Source organism: Candidatus Nitrosopelagicus brevis, assembly GCF_000812185.1.
Lineage (GTDB): Archaea > Thermoproteota > Nitrososphaeria > Nitrososphaerales > Nitrosopumilaceae > Nitrosopelagicus > Nitrosopelagicus brevis.
Window position 1 is genome coordinate 130,106 of the sequence record NZ_CP007026.1, and the last position, 19,000, is coordinate 149,105.

A 19,000-nucleotide genomic window follows, 5' to 3' on the forward strand; every position below is an offset into this window, starting at 1 on the left:
TCTAAAATGGAAATTTTATACATCATAATTTCTTTCTTGATACTCTCAATTAGCATCAATGTGGCAGTATTTTCAGTTTATATCAAAAAACGAGGAATTAATCACTTAGCAAAAAATCTCTCAACAAAAAACTCTCATTCTAATATATATAAAAAATTTCTAATCCCTGAAATCTATACAAAAAATAGTTTACAATTAAGTTTTAAAAATAATGTTCAAAATAAAAATAGTTTTTTACCATGGAAAAATAAGTTAATTACAAAATTTCAAGAATTGCATGATCTTCCAAATTTTCAAGATTTACAAGTAAATTCTTTGAATATCATTAATTCTGAAAAAAAATTAAATTATAATGTTACAAAACTTTCAACTATTGCACAAGATGGAGATACTATCATTTTATACGAATTAATCCCTAAAAAAATAAATAAAAATACTTCTGCTGTATTTATTGTACCTGGTAGCGGAAATCAAGGTGCAAAAGATGTAATAAATATGAATAGTGAAATTTCAGACAATTATTACCAACAAGGAATTGCAGAACAAATTGTTAATGAAGGATATATTGTTTATGTGATAGAAAATAGAGGATGGGGAGAAAGAAAAATTGATGTTGGAAGTATTTGTGATCAATCTGATATATTCTGCTCAGGTGAATTTTTAGAAAGACAGATAAAAAATTTGGGTTTTGATTTAATTAATTTACAAATAATTGATACACTACAAACTATCAAGTCACTAGAGAGTAATAAAAAAATCACTTTCAATAATCTATTTCTTTTGGGAATTACACATGGAGGAAAAATCGCATTACGTTCTTCATTATTTCTTCCTGAGCTTAAAGGATTATTATTATCAAGCAGTTTGTTCAGTACGGAAAATTTTGGTACTTTTGGTAATGGCTATAATCATGGATTTTTAAAATATTTTGATAATCCTGATCTTGTCATTACTTTAGCTCCCAAACCATTGTATCTTGCTTGGGGACAAAATGAAAATCCACCACAACGTTATGAAGCACAATCATTACATACATTTACTTTAGTTAAGAATGCTTATCGCTTATTAAACTCTGAAAAAAATATTGTTGGAATTGTACATGATCAAAAAATAAATTCTGGCCATACTGTAGACCCACAATCTGTAATTAACTTTTTAAAAAATTATTCCAATTTACCTAATTCCAATTAAAATCTTCATCAAGATATTCTTCAAGTTCTTTATTATATGGTGAATAAAATTCCTTCAATATTTCTCTTGTTGAATTATTCATAGGTTTGTACTTACTAACATTGAATCTTTCTTTGACATCTATACCATTGAATTTTTTTGTATCTAAAAACTCAAAAACTCTATTAACAGATTCTGATGTATTATTATTCAATTCCTCAGTTTTTACAAACAAAATTTGATCTCTACTGAATAGATTCATCCATAATTTTATGTGTGGTAAATACACTCCTCGTGATACATATTGGTATAATCTAGAAGAAAATCCATAATCACTATCCAAAATATTATAATTTTTTTGTTTTAAGGATTGAATTTCTGTTTCAATTGCTTCATCAAATGTTCTTTGTTCTTCGCCTAATCTAATTCCTAAATCATGATAATGTGAATAAGCTCTTTCTATGGGATTTCTCAAACAAATGATTAGTTTTACTTCTGGTAACATCTGAAAAATACGTTTTGGAACTAATGAATGAAATAGATATAATGGTGTGGCTTCACCTGTGATAATCTGTTTGTTTGAAAATCTTTTCAGCATTTTTTTTTTAAGAGATGTTGGAAAATGTGCTCTATACCAATTTTTTGGTTTATCATATGACCAATTAAAAAAATTAATCTCTTTTGTTAATGAAGATTCTATATTTGGATGTTGTATCAAATAATTATAAAGTGACGTAGTACCACATTTTGCTTCTCCAATAATTATAAAATTTGGTAAAATTCTCTGATTTGATGTTAAAGATCTAAAAACATTTCTTTTACTTAATCGTCCTGCATAGAAATTTGGATAATTTTCCAATTTTCTTTTTATGTAATCTTTCATGATTGTTACTCTATTATCTAACTAATTCTTTAACATACTCGACAATTTTCTGTACGGCTTTATCATTATTCAATTCATCCATAGCAAATTTTCTTCCAGCATTTGCAATTTCTTCCCACTTGGGATTATCAGGGTCTGATAGAAATTCTTGAAATTTTTCCTGATAGTTTCTTTCATTAATAAAAATCGCAGATTTTTCATTTTCAAAACCAATGAAATAACCATCATTTTTGTTTGTTATTTCCATAAATGTTAAACATCCAGCAGCTGCATTTTCCCAATATTTCAATGTAGGATAAAATGTCGATGCTGCAATAGTTGCTCTATATCTTGTAAGATATGTTACATAATCATCATTTGGATACTTACCATCTTTTATCCCTGAATAATCAACATATGATAATTTTGTTGATAATGTTCTTAATTTGTAAAAATACCAGCCTGATCTTTTTGGATTTAGAATTGCATTTCCAATTCTAGATTTTACACTTGTTTTTCCAATTGCTCCCGTACATAAGATTTTATTTTTATTTCTTTCCTTAAATGGAATAATGTTTTCATATAGATTTTTTTCTAATCCATAAATTACCGTCTTATGATTAACACGTTTTGGATAGAATTTGTAAATGTAGCTATCTGGATGAGAACTAAATACTAAATCAATTTTATTTTTCTCAATAAATTCCACATCTCCATATTTCTCTGCTGAGTGAGGATCACCTGTACGTGAAATGACTGGTATTCCTACTTTCTTAACATTTTCTAATTTATTAGGAGCACCATCGCTACGATTCATTGGTAATAAAATTACATCACATTTCCCACTTAACTTCTCGACATCAAAATTAGATTCACATGGATGATATGTAACATCTAATTCTTTATTTCTTTCAAAGGCTTTAAGAAAAAAATCCGCTGATGTTCTATCGAAATGTCCTGGTTGAAAATAATTATAGGATTTTTTATAAACAAACGCTAATCTAATTGGCCTATTCATTGCATTAATGAAAAATTATTTCTTAATTAGTCATACCATATTTTTATACTTAAAATTGTGATATTTTTGTAAATATTTTCACTTCATTGATGATGAAATCCTAGTGAATCCTATATACCTTTGATAAAAAAAATATTCATAGACAGAAATGATCACAAAAACTGAAAAAATTTATTCTCAAAGGAAAACTATTACATTTCTTTCGCTATTGATCATAACTACTATTTCTATACGATTGTATTTTTTACCATTTGAGGTTCCTTTCAAAACTGATGCTATAGATTACTTCTCCTTTGCATTTGAAGTTTCTAAAAATCAGAAATTTCCATTTGGAATATTACAAACTAATGATGGTTGGCCTATTCTACTATCTCCTATCTTTACAATTATTGGTCAATCTGATATGATGAACCTAATTAATGCGCAAAGGATAACAAGTGTTGTAATCTCTTCACTGACAATTATTCCAATATTTTTCCTTTGCAAAAAATTTGTTTCATCAAAATATGCTCTAATTGGTGCAAGTTTATTTGGTTTTAGTTATAGATTAATGGATAATTCTATACTGGGTTTATCAGAATCACTTTTTCTTTTTTTAATTTCATTTGTATTATTATATTCATTATCTAAAAATTCAACTTATTTTATTTTTTCGTTTATTTTTCTTAGTTTATCTGCTATTGTAAGATATGAATCTCTAATTTTTCTAATTCCATTAACTATTATATTTTTTATTAAATTTCGTAAACAAAAAATTTCTTATCTAAAATTTTCACTTTTTATTTTTATTTTTATTTTAATTCTATTACCTATTTCATCATTTAGAATTGAATCAAACGGAATAGATGGTTTGGTAAGTCACACTTTTGCTAATCAAAATATGTTAAACCCTAACTCATTCACTTCTATATCTGAGCCTGAAAAAATTGGTGAATGTTCATATGATTGTGTACAGAAACCTTCCACTTGGATTTCCAATGAATTATTAATTAGTTTCATGGGTACATCTCTCTTTAATACACTAAAATTTTTAGGATTTGTTTTAATTCCTCTTTTCATTTTTTTCATCCCTACTGGTATCTATAATCTGATAAAATTAAGAAATAAAGATCTTTTTTATCTTCTAATTTTTGGTATTTTTTTAATTATTCCTGCAATGTATGCTTTTGGAAGAGAAATTCAAGATGTTAGATATTTGTTTGTATTATTCCCAATTTTTTGTGCAATATCTGTTTATGGATTAAATTCTATTAAAAAATTCCAAAAAACAAAATTCGTAGTTTTAATTATCACTGTAATAATATTGTCATCAATAATTTTATTAATTTATGAACAACCAAATTATATTTATTCTAATGAAATATTACAAGTAACAAAAAATTTAGTTCAAAATGACAATGGTATAAATGATTATCCTGGAAATTCATATGTTAAAATTGCTACACTTGAAAAAAATTGGCCAGAATCTTTACCTATTGCATCAGCTTCAGATAATTTTGAAGCTACATTTTTTATTAAAAAAATTCCTTCTGGAGATTATGATTCTTTGGAAGAGTACATTTTGAATTCAAAAGAATTGGGACTAACTCATATTGTTTTAACAGAAAATAATCGTTCATTGTTTCTTGATAAACTCCTAAAAAATTATCAGGAATATTCATATCTTGAAAAAGTTTTTGATTCTGAAAATCATAACTTTGAAAATAAAATAATAGTTTTAAAAATTAATTATTTAGATTTTGAAAAACATGTGTAATCTTTATTATATTTCATTTCTCTAAAATTGTTAATCTTTGTACCCCGATTGCAAAAATCACACATAATACTATTGAACTCAAAACTAGACTAATTGCAATTCCTATAATATCATATACACTTCCTAGAATAATCATACCAATAACCATCACGCCTAACCCTGATAACCTTCCTGCAAGAACATATTTTGAATTTAATTGCCCTAATAATTTTGATTCAAAAATGACTGCTATTGAAGTTGGTATTATGTGAATACACATAATTTGTATTGCATCAGAAATCATAATGAATTTTGGAAAAAATATCTCAATAATGGTTGGCAAGAAAATCATTCCCAATATAGAAATAATTATTGAACAAATAACACTAAGAATTTTTAAACGATTATTTTCAACATTAGTTGCATCTTGTGCTAGTAAATATTTGAAAATTATTCCTGAAATAATTGACATAACTACAATGAATTGCATACCTAAACTGAAATTACCTAAAACAGTAAATCCAAGTAACGGAGCAACTAATACTTTATCAATTTGTCCATGTAAACCTGAACTTAATAATAAAATGTAATTATTAGTAATAAAACCTAATTTTGATCTTAATAATGAAAAATCTATTTTCATTTCCTGGAAATTTCTAATTATTCTTTTTAAATAAAATAAATATGAAAATCCTAATGCAAAAATTATACTTTCAAAACCGAAAAAGTGTAAAAATGAAATTCCAAGACATATAGTTAAAATTTTTTGTAAAATGACATATTTTGAATATGTTGAATAGAGTTTTTTACCTAAAAGATCACCAATTGCTAGTGCATTGATAACATATGCAAAAAGAAGTATTCCTATATCAATCTCATAAAATGATGGAATGACTATAATTACTATTGTCGATAAAACAACACTTGAAATTATAGAAATAAAATAAAGTGTTGATTGAATTTTTAAGTTTTTTGCAGCAAAAACGATTATTGTATTTTGACTTCCAAATAATGCAATGTAACTAATTGCACTTGCAATTCCAATAAGCCATTGTATTTCTCCATATTCTGAAGGTTCAATCTGTGATGCCAAATAAAACCAAAAAATTGCTCCTAAAGCAGTTCCTATAACATCTCCTGTCCCAATTTTTCCTACATCCTTAATTTTTTCTAAAAATACCATTTTTTTTCAATAAAATTAATTTTCATCTAATGATTTTATTTCTGCATCCATTTATTGAAATCATAATTTACAAAATCTACATTTTCCATTTCATTATCATTTGGTTTCCATGCTATATCAGCTAATACCAAAACTTTTGAAATTTTTTCTGTGGGATTTATTATCGCAGCTGCAATTCCATTTTTTACACATACCAGTGATGGTTTTTTTGGATTTACAGTAATCTCATGAAATTTTCCATCACTATCTTTTATCACTAAAATAATTTCGCCTTCTATGCATGCAAAATATGTTGTTCTATTTTTATGAAGATGTGGTCCTTTTACCTCCTTTGGATTTACAGAATTAACATATACCATTTTTGGATGATCTTCAATTATGTTGTCCCAGTCTCTCCAAATAACTGTCAATTCTCCATTAATATGAGAATCTATAACATCTTTCGTATCATGTTTTTCTAAATCATGAACAAAAAATTCATCATTATTCATAAAAAAAATCTGTGATTTTTGCCAATAAAAGTTTGGATTTAAAGGTACTAAGTAAATCATACAATATTTTATTAGGTCTCAAAGAATTGTGGCTATATGAGGCTACTTGTAACTGGGGGTTTGGGATTCATTGGTAGTAATTTCATTCTTAAAATTTTGAATGAAAATAATGATGTTCATATAACAAATGTAGATGCTGAGTTAGATGGTTCAAATAGAAAAAATCTGCAAAATCTAGAAAATTCCAATAATTATGAATTTTTCAAAGGTAATATCTCAAATAAAAAACTCATGGAAGAACAGATTACAAAATGTGATGCTGTGGTAAATTTTGCAGCTGAATCTTTTGTTGATCGAAGCATAAATGATGCAAATCCCTTTTTAGTATCAAACATACGTGGTGCTTTTACAATACTGGATATAATTACAAAACAAAAAAAGAGAATGATCCAAATTTCCACAGATGAAGTATTTGGGAGTTTATCTACTGGAACTGCAACTGAACAAACAAAATTCAATCCTTCAAGTCCATATGCTGCTACAAAAGCTGCTGCAGAATTAATCATTAATTCTTATAGCACAACATTTGATTCAGATGTAATTATAACAAGATGTACAAATAATTATGGTCCTAGACAATTTGCTGAAAAATTAATTCCAAAAACAATTATGCTAGCATATCAAAATAAAAAAATTCCTATTTATGGCAATGGCAAAAATGTTCGAGATTGGATTTATGTAGATGATCATTGTGATGCTGTATCTCTAGCACTCTTTAACGGAAAAAAAGGTGAATCTTATAATGTATCTGCATATAATGAAATCAATAATATTACAATAGTCAAAAAAATCCTTGATATTATGGATAAATCTGAAGATTTAATTGAATTTGTTGAAGATAGACCTGGTCATGATTTCAGATATAGTATGGATTCTCAAAAAATTTCTACTGAACTAAAATGGAAGACAAAATTAAATTTTAAAGATGGTTTAGAGAAAACTATTCAATGGTATATAGATAATCCTGAAATAATGAACAACTCATCTTCTACAATATTGAATTCTACTCCGTGGAAAATTTCTAATTAAAATAATGAGGAAAAATAAATGAAAGGAATTATTTTACATGGAGGGCACGGAACTCGTTTAAGGCCATTAACTCATACTGGTCCTAAACAACTTCTTCCAATTGCTAATAAACCAATGTCTGAATACTGTTTAAACTCAATCAAAGAAACTGGTATTACCGATATTGCAATAATCATTGGTGGTTTAGGCTCTAAAAAAGTTAAAGAATATTATGGAAATGGTGAGAACTTTGGTGTTAAAATAACATATGTTGAACAGGATGAACCCAGAGGAATTGCTCATGCAATAAATTTGTGTAAAGATTTTATCAATAATGAAAAATTCCTTGTTTTTCTTGGTGATAATATAATACAACGTTCAATATCGGATTTTGTAAAAAATTTTGATAAATCCAATTTTGATGCAACATTGTTACTATGTGAGGTTGATAATCCATCTAGATTTGGTATCGCAGAAATTAAAAATAAAAAAATTATAAAAATTGTTGAAAAACCTAAAAACCCTCTATCAAATCTTGCAGTGACTGGAATTTACTTATTGACGCCTAAAATATTTGAAATTATAGAAAATCTAAAACCATCATGGAGAAATGAATTAGAAATCACTGATGCACTAGACATATTATTAAATAAAAATAATAATCTAAGTTTTGAAATAATTACTGATTATTGGAAAGATACCGGAACTCCTCAGGATATTATACATGCCAATGGCGAAGTTATCAAAAATTTACCTGATTATTTTTATGGAAAAAAATCAGAAAATATGAAACTTGTTGGAAAAGTGTTAACTGGAAAAAATTCTATTATAGAAAAAAATGTGATCATTACTGGTCCTGTGATCATTGGAGAAAATTGCCAAATAAATTCTGGTGTTATTATTGGTCCTAATACTAGTATAGGTAATAATTCAATAATTAATCAAGGAAATATTGAAAATTCAATTATCATGGAAAATTGTGAAATAAATTCTTCAGGAAAAATTAGAGATAGTATAATCTCAAATAATTCAAAAATTATTCAACCCGATAAACCAACTGATGAGAAAATATTTCTACTCGGTGAAGGAACTAGAATTTATCTTTGATCTAATTTTTTATTATAATAGCTTGTGAACCAGTTAATTCAATTACTTGCAAATAATTTTCATCCATAAATTCTTTAAATGCTTTTTGAATTCCATCTGAATGATAATCATGTATTAAAATTATTCCTCCTCGAATCATTTTTGGAAAGAAAAATCTTAAAGAGTCAATCGTACTCTTATACAGATCTACATCTAAGTGTACAAAACAAAATTTTTTATTTATTATCTTTTCACCTGAACTAGGAAATTCACCTTTTATTATGTGAACATTTTTGTATTTGCTTAGAAGTTTTTTAATAGATTCTATACTTGTATTATTAAATTGATTTTCATACCAATGTTTTTCACCAAAATGTGTATCGTCATCTGATAATTTTGGGAGTCCTGTGAATGTATCAAAAAGATACAATTCTTTTTCTTTCTTTGCTTCACAAATTAATTTAGCTGAACCACCCTGGTACACTCCTACTTCTGCCATATCTCCATCAAGTGCTATTTGTGTTCTCACAATTGAATGGATCATATATGCTTCATATGGATAAAATGCAAAATCTACTTCTTTTCTGATTTTTTTTATTAATTCCACGGTTTCTTTATCTTTGTAAAATGATAGTAACCTGAACTGAAAACTTGTCGCGATTTTACTCAAAATGCCTCCTATACTTTTTGAATTATATACGATTTTTCTTGTTTTATCTGTCATAATTACATGGAAATTAATTAATAATTTAACATTATTACTAGTATGTTTTATTCGTCTTCAATATATTACACCTTTCTAGAGATTTATCAAATTGGAATCAAATGATGAAAATCCACTAATTAGTATAATTATCCTGAATTACAATGCTGGTAAATTACTTGAAGAATGCGTAGATTCCATTTATCATAGTAATTATAAAAATTATGAAATCATTATTGTTGACAATAATTCAACAGATAGTAGTCACATAGAATGTAAGGAAAAATTCCCGTTAATTGATCTGATAGAGAATAAAAAAAATTATGGTTATTGTGAAGGAAATAATATTGGGATTAGAAAATCTAAGGGAAAGTTTGTAATAATTCTCAATCCTGATACAATAGTTGATCCGAATTGGATGAATGAATTACTTCTTGGCCACCAAAAATTTGGTGATGGAATATATCAACCAAAATTTCTAACTATTGACAATGAATCAATCATACAAAGTACTGGTAATATGATACAGCTGTTTGGTTTTGGATATTCTAGAAATAAGGGCGATAAAGATGAACAACAATTCAATAATATGGAGACTGTAAATTATGCATCTGGAACTTGTTTATTCACATCTAAAAAAATATTTGAAAAATTAGAATTTTTTGATTCATTTCTTTTCGCATATCATGATGATTTAGATCTTTGTTGGAGAGCTAGCATGCAAGGAATTCAGTCTTATTACGTACCCACTTCAATCGTATTTCATCCTTCAGAAGGATTTAGTTTCAAATGGAGTAATTTTAAATTTTTTTTATTAGAAAGGAATAGATTATACTGTTTATTCACTCATTATTCTCGTAGTACAATTTTAAAATTATTTCCTTCATTAATATTAGTAGATTTTGCTGTTAGCTTTTTTTATCTAAAGAATGGACTATTTTATGAAAAAATCAAAGCTTCATTCAGTATTATAAAAAATCTAGGAACTATACAATCAAGATATAATAAAATTCAAAAAACAAGAACTGTTAATGATAAAGAAATAATATTTAATTTTAAAAATGAAGTAATTCTACCTAAAGGAACTAATATAAAAAATAAAATTCCATTTAATTCTATACTTAGAGTCTTATCAAAATTATCTAGAATGGCTATCTAATTTTTTTGATATTGCAATTGCAATAGCATATTTTTTTTCATGAGAAATTGAAGTAATAAAATCATATTTTTTTTCTTGATTTTTAATTTTAATTTTAGGTCTTGAATTTGTATGGAATGTTTCAATTTTGTTGAATAGTGTATTATGTGCAATTGATTTCTGGACTGCCTCTTTTAAAGCGAATTTTCCTGCAAAATGTGGATATGGGTCAGAAAATTTTCTGCAGTATTGTATTTCTAAATCAGTAAAAATTTTCTTGTAAAAGCTTTCATTTTCTATGAACTTTTTCTTTCGAAATCTTTCTATTTCTACAATATCTATTCCAATCTCTTTTTCCTCAATCAATTTTATCATTTTTTCTCTGCAAATTCTATTAAATTACAATTTGTATTTTTCATATTAAGCAAAACAAACGCAATTAATCTGTCTTCAAAACCTTTTGTTGGTTCTACAATAACCCTTCCACCATTATTGACCATTTTTTCTACTTCTTTGAAAATATCTTCCACTTCAAAACACAAGTGATGAAATCCTCCTCCTGATTCTGAGAATGTTTTCACAGGTGAATTATCTTCAATGGGCTCAATTAATTCAATATATACATCAGACGTTTTTAGAAAACAGACATTTACTTTTTGTGATTTTACTTCAACCGGTATTGATGTTTCTGTAAAATCTAGAAAATTAGTTAATTCGCCAAATGATTCTTTAATATTATTTACCACAATTCCGATATGATGTAATTTCATTACTCTATTTTACCTCCACGTTTTGTAAGTATATTTTTCAAATCTCCTATTTTTTTTATATCTAAAGTTTCATCAAGATCGAATTTTATATTGAATTCATTTTCAATTTCATCCAGTAATACATAAAAATTGAAAGAGTCCCACTCTTCTAAATTTTCAGGACTTGTTTCATCATTAATCTTATTATAATCAACATTAAACACTCTGGATATTATTTTATATAATTTCTCACTCATTTTTTTTCACTTTGATATGTTCTGGTTTTTTCATTATATCATCCGTATTAAAAACCCAAAAGTCATTTTCTTTCTTAAAACCTAATTTCTCATAAAAATTTTCAGCTGGTTTATTTTTTGCAGTTGGAATGAATTGTCCCATTATTCTCTTTACTCCTGATGATTTTGCATTTTCAATAATCTGACTTATCATAATTTCTTCTACCCCTCTGCCAATTATTCTACAACTAAGAAGAAATGTATCTATAATCCATTCCTCGTCATTCTTTTTTTCAATAATGTATGTACCTGTTATTCCATTGTCTCCAAACTTATCATTTACTTGTACACATTCAACAATTCTATCATCAGATGATGAAAATTTTGAAATATCTTCCTCTTGATAACGTCTGGTTGTTAAATTGAATTGATTTGTTTTTAATGTTAATTGAGAAATCCTTGGAATTGAAAAACTATCTGCCTTTTTCACCTCAACTTCAATATTCATTTGTTTCAAAAATTCATTAAAATTCCCAATCTTAGTCTCTAATTCTTTTCTTTTCTTTTGACCCAAATACATACTACTTCTCTTAGTATCTTCTTCAGTTATTTTCAAGGCATCAAATTCTATCATCTCTGTTAATATCTTGGCATATTGTGAAGAATCTCTTGGTAAATCCATAACTAATACCTCAGGTAATGATTCCCTTACATATTCCTGATTAATTGGATCATCATCAAAAAATACTATACTGTCTAAACCAATATTCAATTCTTCTGCAATTTTCTCAAGATTTACAACTTTATTGTCCCAATTAATTTTCATGCATGCAAAATCATCTTCTCTTAAAACCATACTTGGATGTTTTTGAATTACTTCAACAGCATCATTAAAATTATTTTTACTATTTATCGCTAAAAGTATCCCTCTTTGATTTAGAGCAAGTAATCTTTTTTGAAATTCAACAAATGTACGACCTACAGGATTATCTCCTAATTTAATATTATCAAATCCATCTTCACCAATTACTCCGCCCCATAATGTATTATCTAGATCTAGTACAATACATTTTTTTGTCATTCCCGTAACTGCATGTACATATCTCATTAGTTCATCAATAAATTTTGGTATATACTCTATTGAAATTTTAATATCACCTGAAAAAAATTGTTTATAATTAAAAATATTATTTTCACCATATTTTTGTATAAATTGATTAAAATCATATGTCAATAACATGTGTTGCTTGCTCCATTGAAATAGTTCATTATTAATCTCAAGAATTGCTTGTTTTAGAGATTTAACTGCATGGTCATCATCAATACCATATGGTGAATAATTTGGGATTTGTAGACTTGTTACAACTAACTTTGAATCAGAAATTCTTGTAAATATGTTGCAAATATTTTCTATTTCGCTTATTTTTGTAGATATTACTTTTGATTTGTCATCATCGTGAACTGAATACCATGAGAAAAAATAGTCACCTAAAATATGTCGTGTATCTAGAATCAGAAATGTTATGTCAGGTTTGAATTTGTATAATCCTGAATCTTGATTTAAAATCTCTTGATTATATTGATTATAATCTGCAACATATGTTATACAATCTATTCCTTTTTGAAAACACTTCACACGCATTGTTTCTTCAAATCCATTAATGGTCGAACTAGCTAAAAATGCAATGCGTAATTTTCCTCCTAATTCTCTAGGTTTGATAGTTTTTGCTTCATTCAAAAAATAAGCCAAATTCTCTTCATTTTTCATGTTAAATAAACAATAATTCTCTTGAATTTAGAATTTATCACACAAAGTTACTCATTCATTTTGTTAGAAATATTTAGATAGATTAAGAAATTCTCTCCCGTGTGAGTAATTTCGAAGAATTATCTAAAGATACTTTTAAAATTAATGAACAGGAATTGATGGAATATCATGGCTATTCTGGGGTAAGTGGAAGATTAAGACTGAGAATTAATTATTTGAGATCATGGTTACACCATAGTCTGGCATTTCATTCTACTCATTCAGGATTTGCTGTGAAGATGCAAAGATTGAGAGGAGTAAATATTGGAAAACATTGTCACTTTAACCCTTACGTACTCATAGATCTAATGTATCCTGAATTAATTACTATTGGAGATAATGTAACATTGGGTTCATTTTCTATGTTATTTGCACACAATAATCCTACTGCAAATTCATTTTTAAAATTAGGCGACTATCCAAGAAAGACTGGAGAGATTAATATAAAATCCGGTGCAGTGATTAATCCCGGTGCAATAATTACATTAGGTGTAACTATTGGAAAAAATTCAATTATTTCTTCTGGCTGTGTTGTAACTCAAGATATTCCTGATTATTGTGTTGTGGTTGGCAATCCTGCTAGAATTATAAAAAAAATAGATCATTAATATGAACAAAAATTTATTGGGAATTGATTTTGAAGACTGGTTTCATCCAGAATTAGTTCAGAAATATATTTCAAAAGAAAATCATGAGCCAAAAATTATTAATGGTATTGAAAAAATTCTAGAACTTTTACGAAAAAAAGAATCTAATGCTACATTTTTTGTTGTTGGTGAATTACTTGAATTTAAACCAGAATTATTTGATATTATATTAGAAAATGGACATGAAATTGCTTTTCACACAATGAAACATGATAGAATTGATTCTTTAAATTTCCAAAATATTTTTGAAACTGAAATAAGAAAATTTCATTCATTAACAAATGGAAAGTCTAGAGGATTTCGTGCTCCAAGTTTTTCATTAAACCAAAAAAGTTCATGGTTAATAGATGTATTAGAAAATAATAATTATACTTATGATAGTAGTATTGTCCCTGCAAAAACCTCTCTTTATGGTATGCCTGATGCAGAAATAAAACCATATACGATTACTAGTAATTCACTAGAAAAAAATTCAAATGGAAAGATAACTGAATTCCCAATATTAGTCACAAAATTTTTAGGAAAAACAATTCCTGCCGGAGGAGGTTTTTATCTTAGAACATTACCTATGAAAATTATTACAAATGCAATAAAAAACTATGAGAAAAAAAACATACCTTCAACATTCTATATTCATTCCTGGGAGTTAACCCCAGAATTTATGCCAAAAATTAAAATGTCAAAAAAGGATGATTTTATAACTTATCATAATCTTGGTAAGGCTTTTGATAAAATGGATTCTTTATTAGATGAGTTTGAATTCACATCTTTCGAAAATTTCTCCAAATGAGCTGATTTAATTTAATAGAATCCTCTAAAAAGTGGTTAAAATTCTTAAATTTATGAAAATTGCTTTAGTATGTCCTGCATCTTTACCTGCAACTCAATTTGGAGGAATTGTGTTTTTGGCTGTTGATCTTGCTCGTGAGATCTCTAACATAGGTCATGATGTTACTATCTATACAACTGATCTAGATTTTAGTAATGGTCCAAATAAATTCAACAAGAATTTACCTCGAAATGAAAAAGTTGAAAAATTTGTAATTAACAGAACACATGTTTGGTTTTCATTAAAATTATTTTTTATTAATACATCCATGTTTAAACAAATTCAAAAAGATAAACCTGATATTATACACACAATAGGATTAAGAAGTTACCAATCATTAACTGCATTAAAAATCTCTAAAAAATTAAAAATTCCCTTAATTGTATCTGATCAAGGTGGATTAACAACTCATCCATTTCTAAAACATTCCAGTATATTTCTAAGAATTTTATATAAAATACAAAATTACTTTGTAAAACAAATTATTAATCATGCAACTATAGTTAGTGCCGCAAATGAATATGAAAAAAATATTTTTTTAGACATAAATAAAAATTCTAATGTTCAAATTATAAGAAATGGTGTTAATTTAGAAAATCTAGTCAGTGAGATCAATTTCAAAGAAAAATATCAAATAACATCAAAATTCATTCTATTTGTTGGAAGATTCTCAAAAAGTAAGGGTATTGAAACATTAATTCATGCATTAAACATAATCCAAACTGACCAAAAATTTTCTGATACAATTCTTGTAATAATGGGTGTTGATTTTGGATATGAAAAAGATATGGAAGAATTAATTAAAAAATTTAATCTCTCGAAAAGAATAATGGTAATTAAAAATCCTCCACGAAAAGATGTAATATCTGCATATGGTGAAAGTGAATTTTTAGTTCTTCCATCTCATTGGGAATTATCACCTCTTGTTCCATTGGAGTCTTTTGCTTTTAAAAAACCAGTAATTTCTACTAATTCACATGGAATTCCATTTACAGTACAAGATAACAAAAATGGAATTCTTGTAGAACCCGACAATCCACCACAACTAGCAGATGCAATAGAAAAATTACTTCTAGATGATAATTTAAGAATAAGAATGGGTCTATCTGGATATAATTTTGTACATGAAGAATGTAATTGTGTTTCTATGGCAAAGAATTCTTTGAAATTATATGAGCAGGTGTTAGAAAATAATGATAATAAATAGAGGTATTTGAGGTTGAAAATATGAAAAAAGATTTTTTTAAAGATTCTAAAATTAAATTTCCTGCATATGAACCATGGATATCAAAAGAAGATGAAAAAATTATCAGTAAAACACTCAAACAAAGTATGTTAACACTTGGTCCTCAATTAGAAAAGTTTGAGGCTGATTTTTGTAAATACTCGAAGGCAAAATATGCAGTAGCAGTATCAAATTGTACTGCTGCATTACATTTATCACTAAAAGCATTAGGAATTAAAGAAAATGATGAAGTCATTATACCTGATCTAACTTTTGTTGCTGACGCTAATGCAGTGCTTGCTTGTAATGCAAAACCGATAGCTGTCGATATAAACAAAGAAAATTTCTTTTTATCTATTTCAAATGTAAAAAAAAATATTACAAAAAGAACCAAAGCAATAATTCCAGTTCATATTTATGGCCAAGTTTGTAATATTGAAGAGATTTTAGATATGGCAAAAGATAACAATCTAAAAGTTATAGAAGATTGTGCACACGCTGTTGGAACATTTCATAAATCAAAACATGTAGGAACAATTGGTCATACTGGGTGCTTTTCATTTTACCCAACCAAAAACATTACAACTGCTGAAGGAGGAATGGTGACAACAAATTCAAAAAATATTGCTGAAAAAGTTAGACAACTGCGAAGTCATGGGATGACAAAATCTCTAAAAAGTCGTTATTCCAGTGAATATCCTTGGGTTTTTGATATTGTTGAACCAGGATACAATTATAGATTGGATGAAATAAGATCCGCGTTAGGAATAACACAACTAAAGAGAATTAAAAAAATAAATGAACTTCGTAAAAAAGCATCTTTCTATTATCATAGAAATTTAAAAAATATTCCTGGAATAATCCTGCCAGATATGGTGCGTGATAGAAGTCACTCTTATCACTTATACACAATTCGTGTGACTAAACCTTTCAAATTATCAAGAAATCAATTGTATAAGAAACTAAAAGAAAATGGAATTAGAACAACGGTGTATTGGATGCCAATTCATGAATATGCAGCATACCGTAAATTTACAAAGAAATCTAATGTTGTCAATACAACGAAAATCTATGATGAGATTTTAGCACTTCCATTATTTCCAAATATTTCTAAAAAACATCAGGATGCAGTAATTAAAGTAATTAAATCTGTATTATAATTCGCTAAGAAATACTTGTTTTTCTGTATTTGAAGAATGTCTATGGGCTTCCATGACTTTTGCTTGTTTTAACAATTCGTCTTCAAAATTATATGATGAATTTTTTGTCCCAGTAATTTCCATACAAAAAGTATCAAGTATTTCTAGAAAATGATCTTTTGGTTGAATTTTGAAGGTATCATTTTTTCTACCTTCCCAATTATTTTCTGTATTATATTGTAAATTAATCTTAGTTGTAAAATCAGGAGGAACAGAGTAAGCTCTATCTGTGGATATCACACCATCTGTTCCCCAGACTTCATATTTTGCTTGATAATAGTTTCCATTTCCAAATGAAATTGATGCGTTCTTGTTATTTTCATATATCAAAACAGAAGTACCTTTAACATCCACTGGGTTATCTGCTTGATTATATCGTAATGTACATCCTACAGAAATAGGTTCTTCATCAAAGATCATTCTACTTGCACAAATTGGATAACATCCAGAATCATTCAAGAATCCACCACCTTTAAGATCATTGTATCTAATATCGCCCTCTGGAAATGCTGGAAATCCAAAACTACCATTGAATGCTACAAGTTGACCAATTTTATTTTCACTAATCAATTCTTTTACTTTTTGATGCTGTGGATGGAATCGGAACATAAAACCCTCCATTAGTCGAACATTGTTTTGCTTTGCAGATTCAACCATTTCTCTTGCATTAGTTAGAGAATATGTAGCAGATTTTTCAACATAAACATGTTTTCCTGCAGCTGTTGCCCTGTTGGATAATTCTGCATGTGTCCCAATTGGAGTTGAAATGTACACTGCATCAATTGAATCATCTGAAAATACATCTTCATAACTGCCAAATTTTTTACACTTGAACTCTTTGGCAAATTCTTTTACTTTGCCATCAGACGCACTACCAATTATTTCAAGTTCTGTAAATTCTGATTTTAATATGGCAGGAATCACAGAACGCTTTGCAATACGTGAACAACCAATGACACCAAATTTTAGAGGCTCCATTTTTCTCATAGATAGGAAATAATTCCTCTAACATGTGGTCCAACAAAGTTTTCAATCTTCATTAATTGCTTGATTTGATATAATGTAACCCAAATGAATGAATCTGGAATTTCCAAGTCTTTGTCTTCAGTAACTTCTACGATCATATTGTAATTTGATTTTAAATAAAATCTACCGCCATCTTCTGATTGCCATTTTGCATAGATGATGTTTAGATTATTTTCTTCATTAAAATATTCAGCAAATAATGGCTTTGAACCTCCATGTGCTTTTAACAAATTACTTGTTGTTGCTTGAAGTGTTGGTGATAATTGTAATTTTCCAATATTGCCTGGCTCTGCTTTTGCCTGCAAAAGATAATGTGGTATACCATTAATTCTTTTCATTAAAATTCCCAAAATACCACCTGGGTTTTTTGCAATCATTGGCTGTGTCCAACCTTTTTTTCCAACTTCACGATCAAATGTATTAGACGCTTTAACACCGATTACTTGAAAAAATCCACCAGATTCATGTTTTACATTACCCGTGTTTGAGTCTACGTTCCATTTGTCCAAATCATTAACGCCAATTTCTTCTACAATCATATCTGATTCTTCACGTTTTTTGTTAAACCATTCAATGACATAATCCAGTTTGTTTATTTGATTGTCATCTCTTATGGATTCAAGCATAGTTTGAATTCTTGAAATTGTGTCAGAATCTAATTCATATTCATTATTTTCCAATATCACTTTAATTTCATCAATTATCATAGGAAACTCTGAACATGTAGTCTAATTATATTTTCTACTCTAATTCATGTAAAGTATCATTAAAGATTGAGATTAATGGAAAAACTTTGAGTAGTATGTTTTATAGGTAAAAATCCAAGAA

Annotated in this window: 20 protein-coding genes; 9 read left to right on the top strand and 11 right to left on the bottom strand. The window is 27.4% G+C overall.

Annotated features, from left to right (window positions below; all coding sequences use genetic code 11):
• Positions 1–6 precede the first annotated feature (6 nt).
• Positions 7–1,191 carry an alpha/beta hydrolase family protein gene (locus T478_RS00730; protein ID WP_048104407.1) on the top strand — a complete coding sequence of 395 codons (1,185 nt, stop codon included), beginning with the start codon at positions 7–9 and terminating at the stop codon, positions 1,189–1,191.
• On the opposite strand, the gene T478_RS00735 is transcribed toward T478_RS00730, so the two are convergent.
• Positions 1,178–2,053, bottom strand: a complete 876-nt coding sequence (locus tag T478_RS00735) for a sulfotransferase domain-containing protein (protein ID WP_048104410.1) — start codon at positions 2,051–2,053, stop codon at positions 1,178–1,180. The genes T478_RS00730 and T478_RS00735 overlap by 14 nt on opposite strands.
• A 13-nt stretch (positions 2,054–2,066) precedes the next feature.
• Positions 2,067–3,050 (bottom strand): glycosyltransferase, encoded by a 984-nt coding sequence (locus T478_RS00740; protein ID WP_048104411.1) that lies wholly within the window; start codon positions 3,048–3,050, stop codon positions 2,067–2,069.
• Between the two features lie 148 nt (positions 3,051–3,198).
• On the opposite strand from T478_RS00740, the gene T478_RS00745 reads away from it, so the two are divergent.
• Entirely contained in the window at positions 3,199–4,806 is a 1,608-nt protein-coding gene (locus tag T478_RS00745; RefSeq protein ID WP_048104413.1) for a glycosyltransferase family protein, read from the top strand.
• A 13-nt stretch (positions 4,807–4,819) separates the two neighbouring features.
• On the opposite strand, the gene T478_RS00750 is transcribed toward T478_RS00745, so the two are convergent.
• Together T478_RS00750 and T478_RS00755 are read right to left on the bottom strand one after the other, a co-directional pair.
• Positions 4,820–5,968: a lipopolysaccharide biosynthesis protein gene (locus T478_RS00750; RefSeq protein ID WP_048104414.1), complete on the bottom strand. Its 1,149-nt coding sequence runs from the start codon at positions 5,966–5,968 to the stop codon at positions 4,820–4,822.
• Between the two features lie 35 nt (positions 5,969–6,003).
• Positions 6,004–6,459 (bottom strand): WxcM-like domain-containing protein, encoded by a 456-nt coding sequence (locus tag T478_RS00755; protein WP_048106655.1) that lies wholly within the window; start codon positions 6,457–6,459, stop codon positions 6,004–6,006.
• A gap of 96 nt (positions 6,460–6,555) precedes the next feature.
• Here T478_RS00755 and rfbB point away from each other — a divergent pair, with 96 nt between their 5' ends.
• Positions 6,556–7,548, top strand: coding sequence for a dTDP-glucose 4,6-dehydratase (gene rfbB, locus T478_RS00760; protein WP_048104415.1), 993 nt, complete (start codon positions 6,556–6,558; stop codon positions 7,546–7,548).
• An 18-nt stretch (positions 7,549–7,566) separates the two neighbouring features.
• Complete coding sequence (locus T478_RS00765) at positions 7,567–8,634, top strand: glucose-1-phosphate thymidylyltransferase (protein WP_048104417.1); 1,068 nt, start codon at positions 7,567–7,569, stop codon at positions 8,632–8,634.
• A 1-nt stretch (position 8,635) separates the two neighbouring features.
• On the opposite strand, the gene T478_RS00770 is transcribed toward T478_RS00765, so the two are convergent.
• A complete protein-coding gene (locus T478_RS00770) occupies positions 8,636–9,337 on the bottom strand; it encodes a TylF/MycF/NovP-related O-methyltransferase (RefSeq protein ID WP_052433808.1) in 702 nt (233 codons plus the stop codon).
• A gap of 91 nt (positions 9,338–9,428) precedes the next feature.
• On the opposite strand from T478_RS00770, the gene T478_RS00775 reads away from it, so the two are divergent.
• Positions 9,429–10,475, top strand: coding sequence for a glycosyltransferase family 2 protein (locus T478_RS00775; RefSeq protein ID WP_048104418.1), 1,047 nt, complete (start codon positions 9,429–9,431; stop codon positions 10,473–10,475).
• Here the strand turns inward: T478_RS00775 and T478_RS00780 are convergent.
• Genes T478_RS00780 through T478_RS00795 form a run of 4 tightly spaced genes read right to left on the bottom strand, consistent with a single transcriptional unit; the run spans position 10,455 to position 13,207 of the window.
• Positions 10,455–10,829: a holo-ACP synthase gene (locus tag T478_RS00780; protein ID WP_048104420.1), complete on the bottom strand. Its 375-nt coding sequence runs from the start codon at positions 10,827–10,829 to the stop codon at positions 10,455–10,457. The genes T478_RS00775 and T478_RS00780 overlap by 21 nt on opposite strands.
• A complete protein-coding gene (locus T478_RS00785) occupies positions 10,826–11,224 on the bottom strand; it encodes a VOC family protein (RefSeq protein WP_048104421.1) in 399 nt (132 codons plus the stop codon). The genes T478_RS00780 and T478_RS00785 overlap by 4 nt, the downstream gene beginning before the upstream one ends.
• Positions 11,224–11,460 carry an acyl carrier protein gene (locus T478_RS00790; RefSeq protein WP_048104424.1) on the bottom strand — a complete coding sequence of 79 codons (237 nt, stop codon included), beginning with the start codon at positions 11,458–11,460 and terminating at the stop codon, positions 11,224–11,226. The genes T478_RS00785 and T478_RS00790 overlap by 1 nt, the downstream gene beginning before the upstream one ends.
• Entirely contained in the window at positions 11,453–13,207 is a 1,755-nt protein-coding gene (locus T478_RS00795; protein WP_052433810.1) for an HAD-IIIC family phosphatase, read from the bottom strand. Before T478_RS00795 ends, T478_RS00790 begins: the two co-directional genes overlap by 8 nt.
• 101 nt (positions 13,208–13,308) lie before the next feature.
• Between T478_RS00795 and T478_RS00800 the strand changes: the two genes are divergently transcribed.
• Genes T478_RS00800 through T478_RS00815 form a run of 4 tightly spaced genes read left to right on the top strand, consistent with a single transcriptional unit; the run spans position 13,309 to position 17,107 of the window.
• Positions 13,309–13,854 (top strand): acyltransferase, encoded by a 546-nt coding sequence (locus T478_RS00800; protein WP_238573607.1) that lies wholly within the window; start codon positions 13,309–13,311, stop codon positions 13,852–13,854.
• Position 13,855: 1 nt separating this feature from the next.
• Positions 13,856–14,683, top strand: a complete 828-nt coding sequence (locus T478_RS00805; RefSeq protein ID WP_048104425.1) for a polysaccharide deacetylase family protein — start codon at positions 13,856–13,858, stop codon at positions 14,681–14,683.
• Positions 14,684–14,735: 52 nt separating this feature from the next.
• Positions 14,736–15,929 carry a glycosyltransferase family 4 protein gene (locus T478_RS00810; RefSeq protein ID WP_048104426.1) on the top strand — a complete coding sequence of 398 codons (1,194 nt, stop codon included), beginning with the start codon at positions 14,736–14,738 and terminating at the stop codon, positions 15,927–15,929.
• Positions 15,930–15,949: 20 nt separating this feature from the next.
• The gene (locus T478_RS00815) at positions 15,950–17,107 is read left to right on the top strand and encodes a DegT/DnrJ/EryC1/StrS family aminotransferase (protein ID WP_048104428.1); all 1,158 of its coding nucleotides are present in this window, start codon (positions 15,950–15,952) and stop codon (positions 17,105–17,107) included.
• On the opposite strand, the gene T478_RS00820 is transcribed toward T478_RS00815, so the two are convergent.
• Both T478_RS00820 and T478_RS00825 read right to left on the bottom strand, forming a co-directional pair.
• Positions 17,102–18,133: a Gfo/Idh/MocA family protein gene (locus T478_RS00820; protein WP_238573609.1), complete on the bottom strand. Its 1,032-nt coding sequence runs from the start codon at positions 18,131–18,133 to the stop codon at positions 17,102–17,104. The two genes, T478_RS00815 and T478_RS00820, sit on opposite strands and share 6 nt — an antisense overlap.
• A complete protein-coding gene (locus T478_RS00825; protein ID WP_048104429.1) occupies positions 18,130–18,879 on the bottom strand; it encodes an NDP-hexose 2,3-dehydratase family protein in 750 nt (249 codons plus the stop codon). The genes T478_RS00820 and T478_RS00825 overlap by 4 nt, the downstream gene beginning before the upstream one ends.
• Between the last annotated feature and the right edge of the window lie 121 nt (positions 18,880–19,000).

Bases quoted from the DNA above. Each gene is read 5' to 3' on its own strand.
- T478_RS00780 (WP_048104420.1), bottom strand. From the start codon at position 10,829: ATGATAAAATTGATTGAGGAAAAAGAGATTGGAATAGATATTGTAGAA.
- T478_RS00810 (WP_048104426.1), top strand. From the start codon at position 14,736: ATGAAAATTGCTTTAGTATGTCCTGCATCTTTACCTGCAACTCAATTT.
- T478_RS00790 (WP_048104424.1), bottom strand. From the start codon at position 11,460: ATGAGTGAGAAATTATATAAAATAATATCCAGAGTGTTTAATGTTGAT.
- T478_RS00740 (WP_048104411.1), bottom strand. From the start codon at position 3,050: ATGAATAGGCCAATTAGATTAGCGTTTGTTTATAAAAAATCCTATAAT.
- T478_RS00745 (WP_048104413.1), top strand. From the start codon at position 3,199: ATGATCACAAAAACTGAAAAAATTTATTCTCAAAGGAAAACTATTACA.
- T478_RS00755 (WP_048106655.1), bottom strand. From the start codon at position 6,459: ATGAATAATGATGAATTTTTTGTTCATGATTTAGAAAAACATGATACG.
- T478_RS00770 (WP_052433808.1), bottom strand. From the start codon at position 9,337: ATGACAGATAAAACAAGAAAAATCGTATATAATTCAAAAAGTATAGGA.
- T478_RS00730 (WP_048104407.1), top strand. From the start codon at position 7: ATGGAAATTTTATACATCATAATTTCTTTCTTGATACTCTCAATTAGC.
- T478_RS00820 (WP_238573609.1), bottom strand. From the start codon at position 18,133: ATGAGAAAAATGGAGCCTCTAAAATTTGGTGTCATTGGTTGTTCACGT.
- T478_RS00805 (WP_048104425.1), top strand. From the start codon at position 13,856: ATGAACAAAAATTTATTGGGAATTGATTTTGAAGACTGGTTTCATCCA.
- T478_RS00815 (WP_048104428.1), top strand. From the start codon at position 15,950: ATGAAAAAAGATTTTTTTAAAGATTCTAAAATTAAATTTCCTGCATAT.
- T478_RS00735 (WP_048104410.1), bottom strand. From the start codon at position 2,053: ATGAAAGATTACATAAAAAGAAAATTGGAAAATTATCCAAATTTCTAT.
- rfbB (WP_048104415.1), top strand. From the start codon at position 6,556: ATGAGGCTACTTGTAACTGGGGGTTTGGGATTCATTGGTAGTAATTTC.
- T478_RS00765 (WP_048104417.1), top strand. From the start codon at position 7,567: ATGAAAGGAATTATTTTACATGGAGGGCACGGAACTCGTTTAAGGCCA.
- T478_RS00825 (WP_048104429.1), bottom strand. From the start codon at position 18,879: ATGATAATTGATGAAATTAAAGTGATATTGGAAAATAATGAATATGAA.
- T478_RS00750 (WP_048104414.1), bottom strand. From the start codon at position 5,968: ATGGTATTTTTAGAAAAAATTAAGGATGTAGGAAAAATTGGGACAGGA.
- T478_RS00795 (WP_052433810.1), bottom strand. From the start codon at position 13,207: ATGAAAAATGAAGAGAATTTGGCTTATTTTTTGAATGAAGCAAAAACT.
- T478_RS00785 (WP_048104421.1), bottom strand. From the start codon at position 11,224: ATGAAATTACATCATATCGGAATTGTGGTAAATAATATTAAAGAATCA.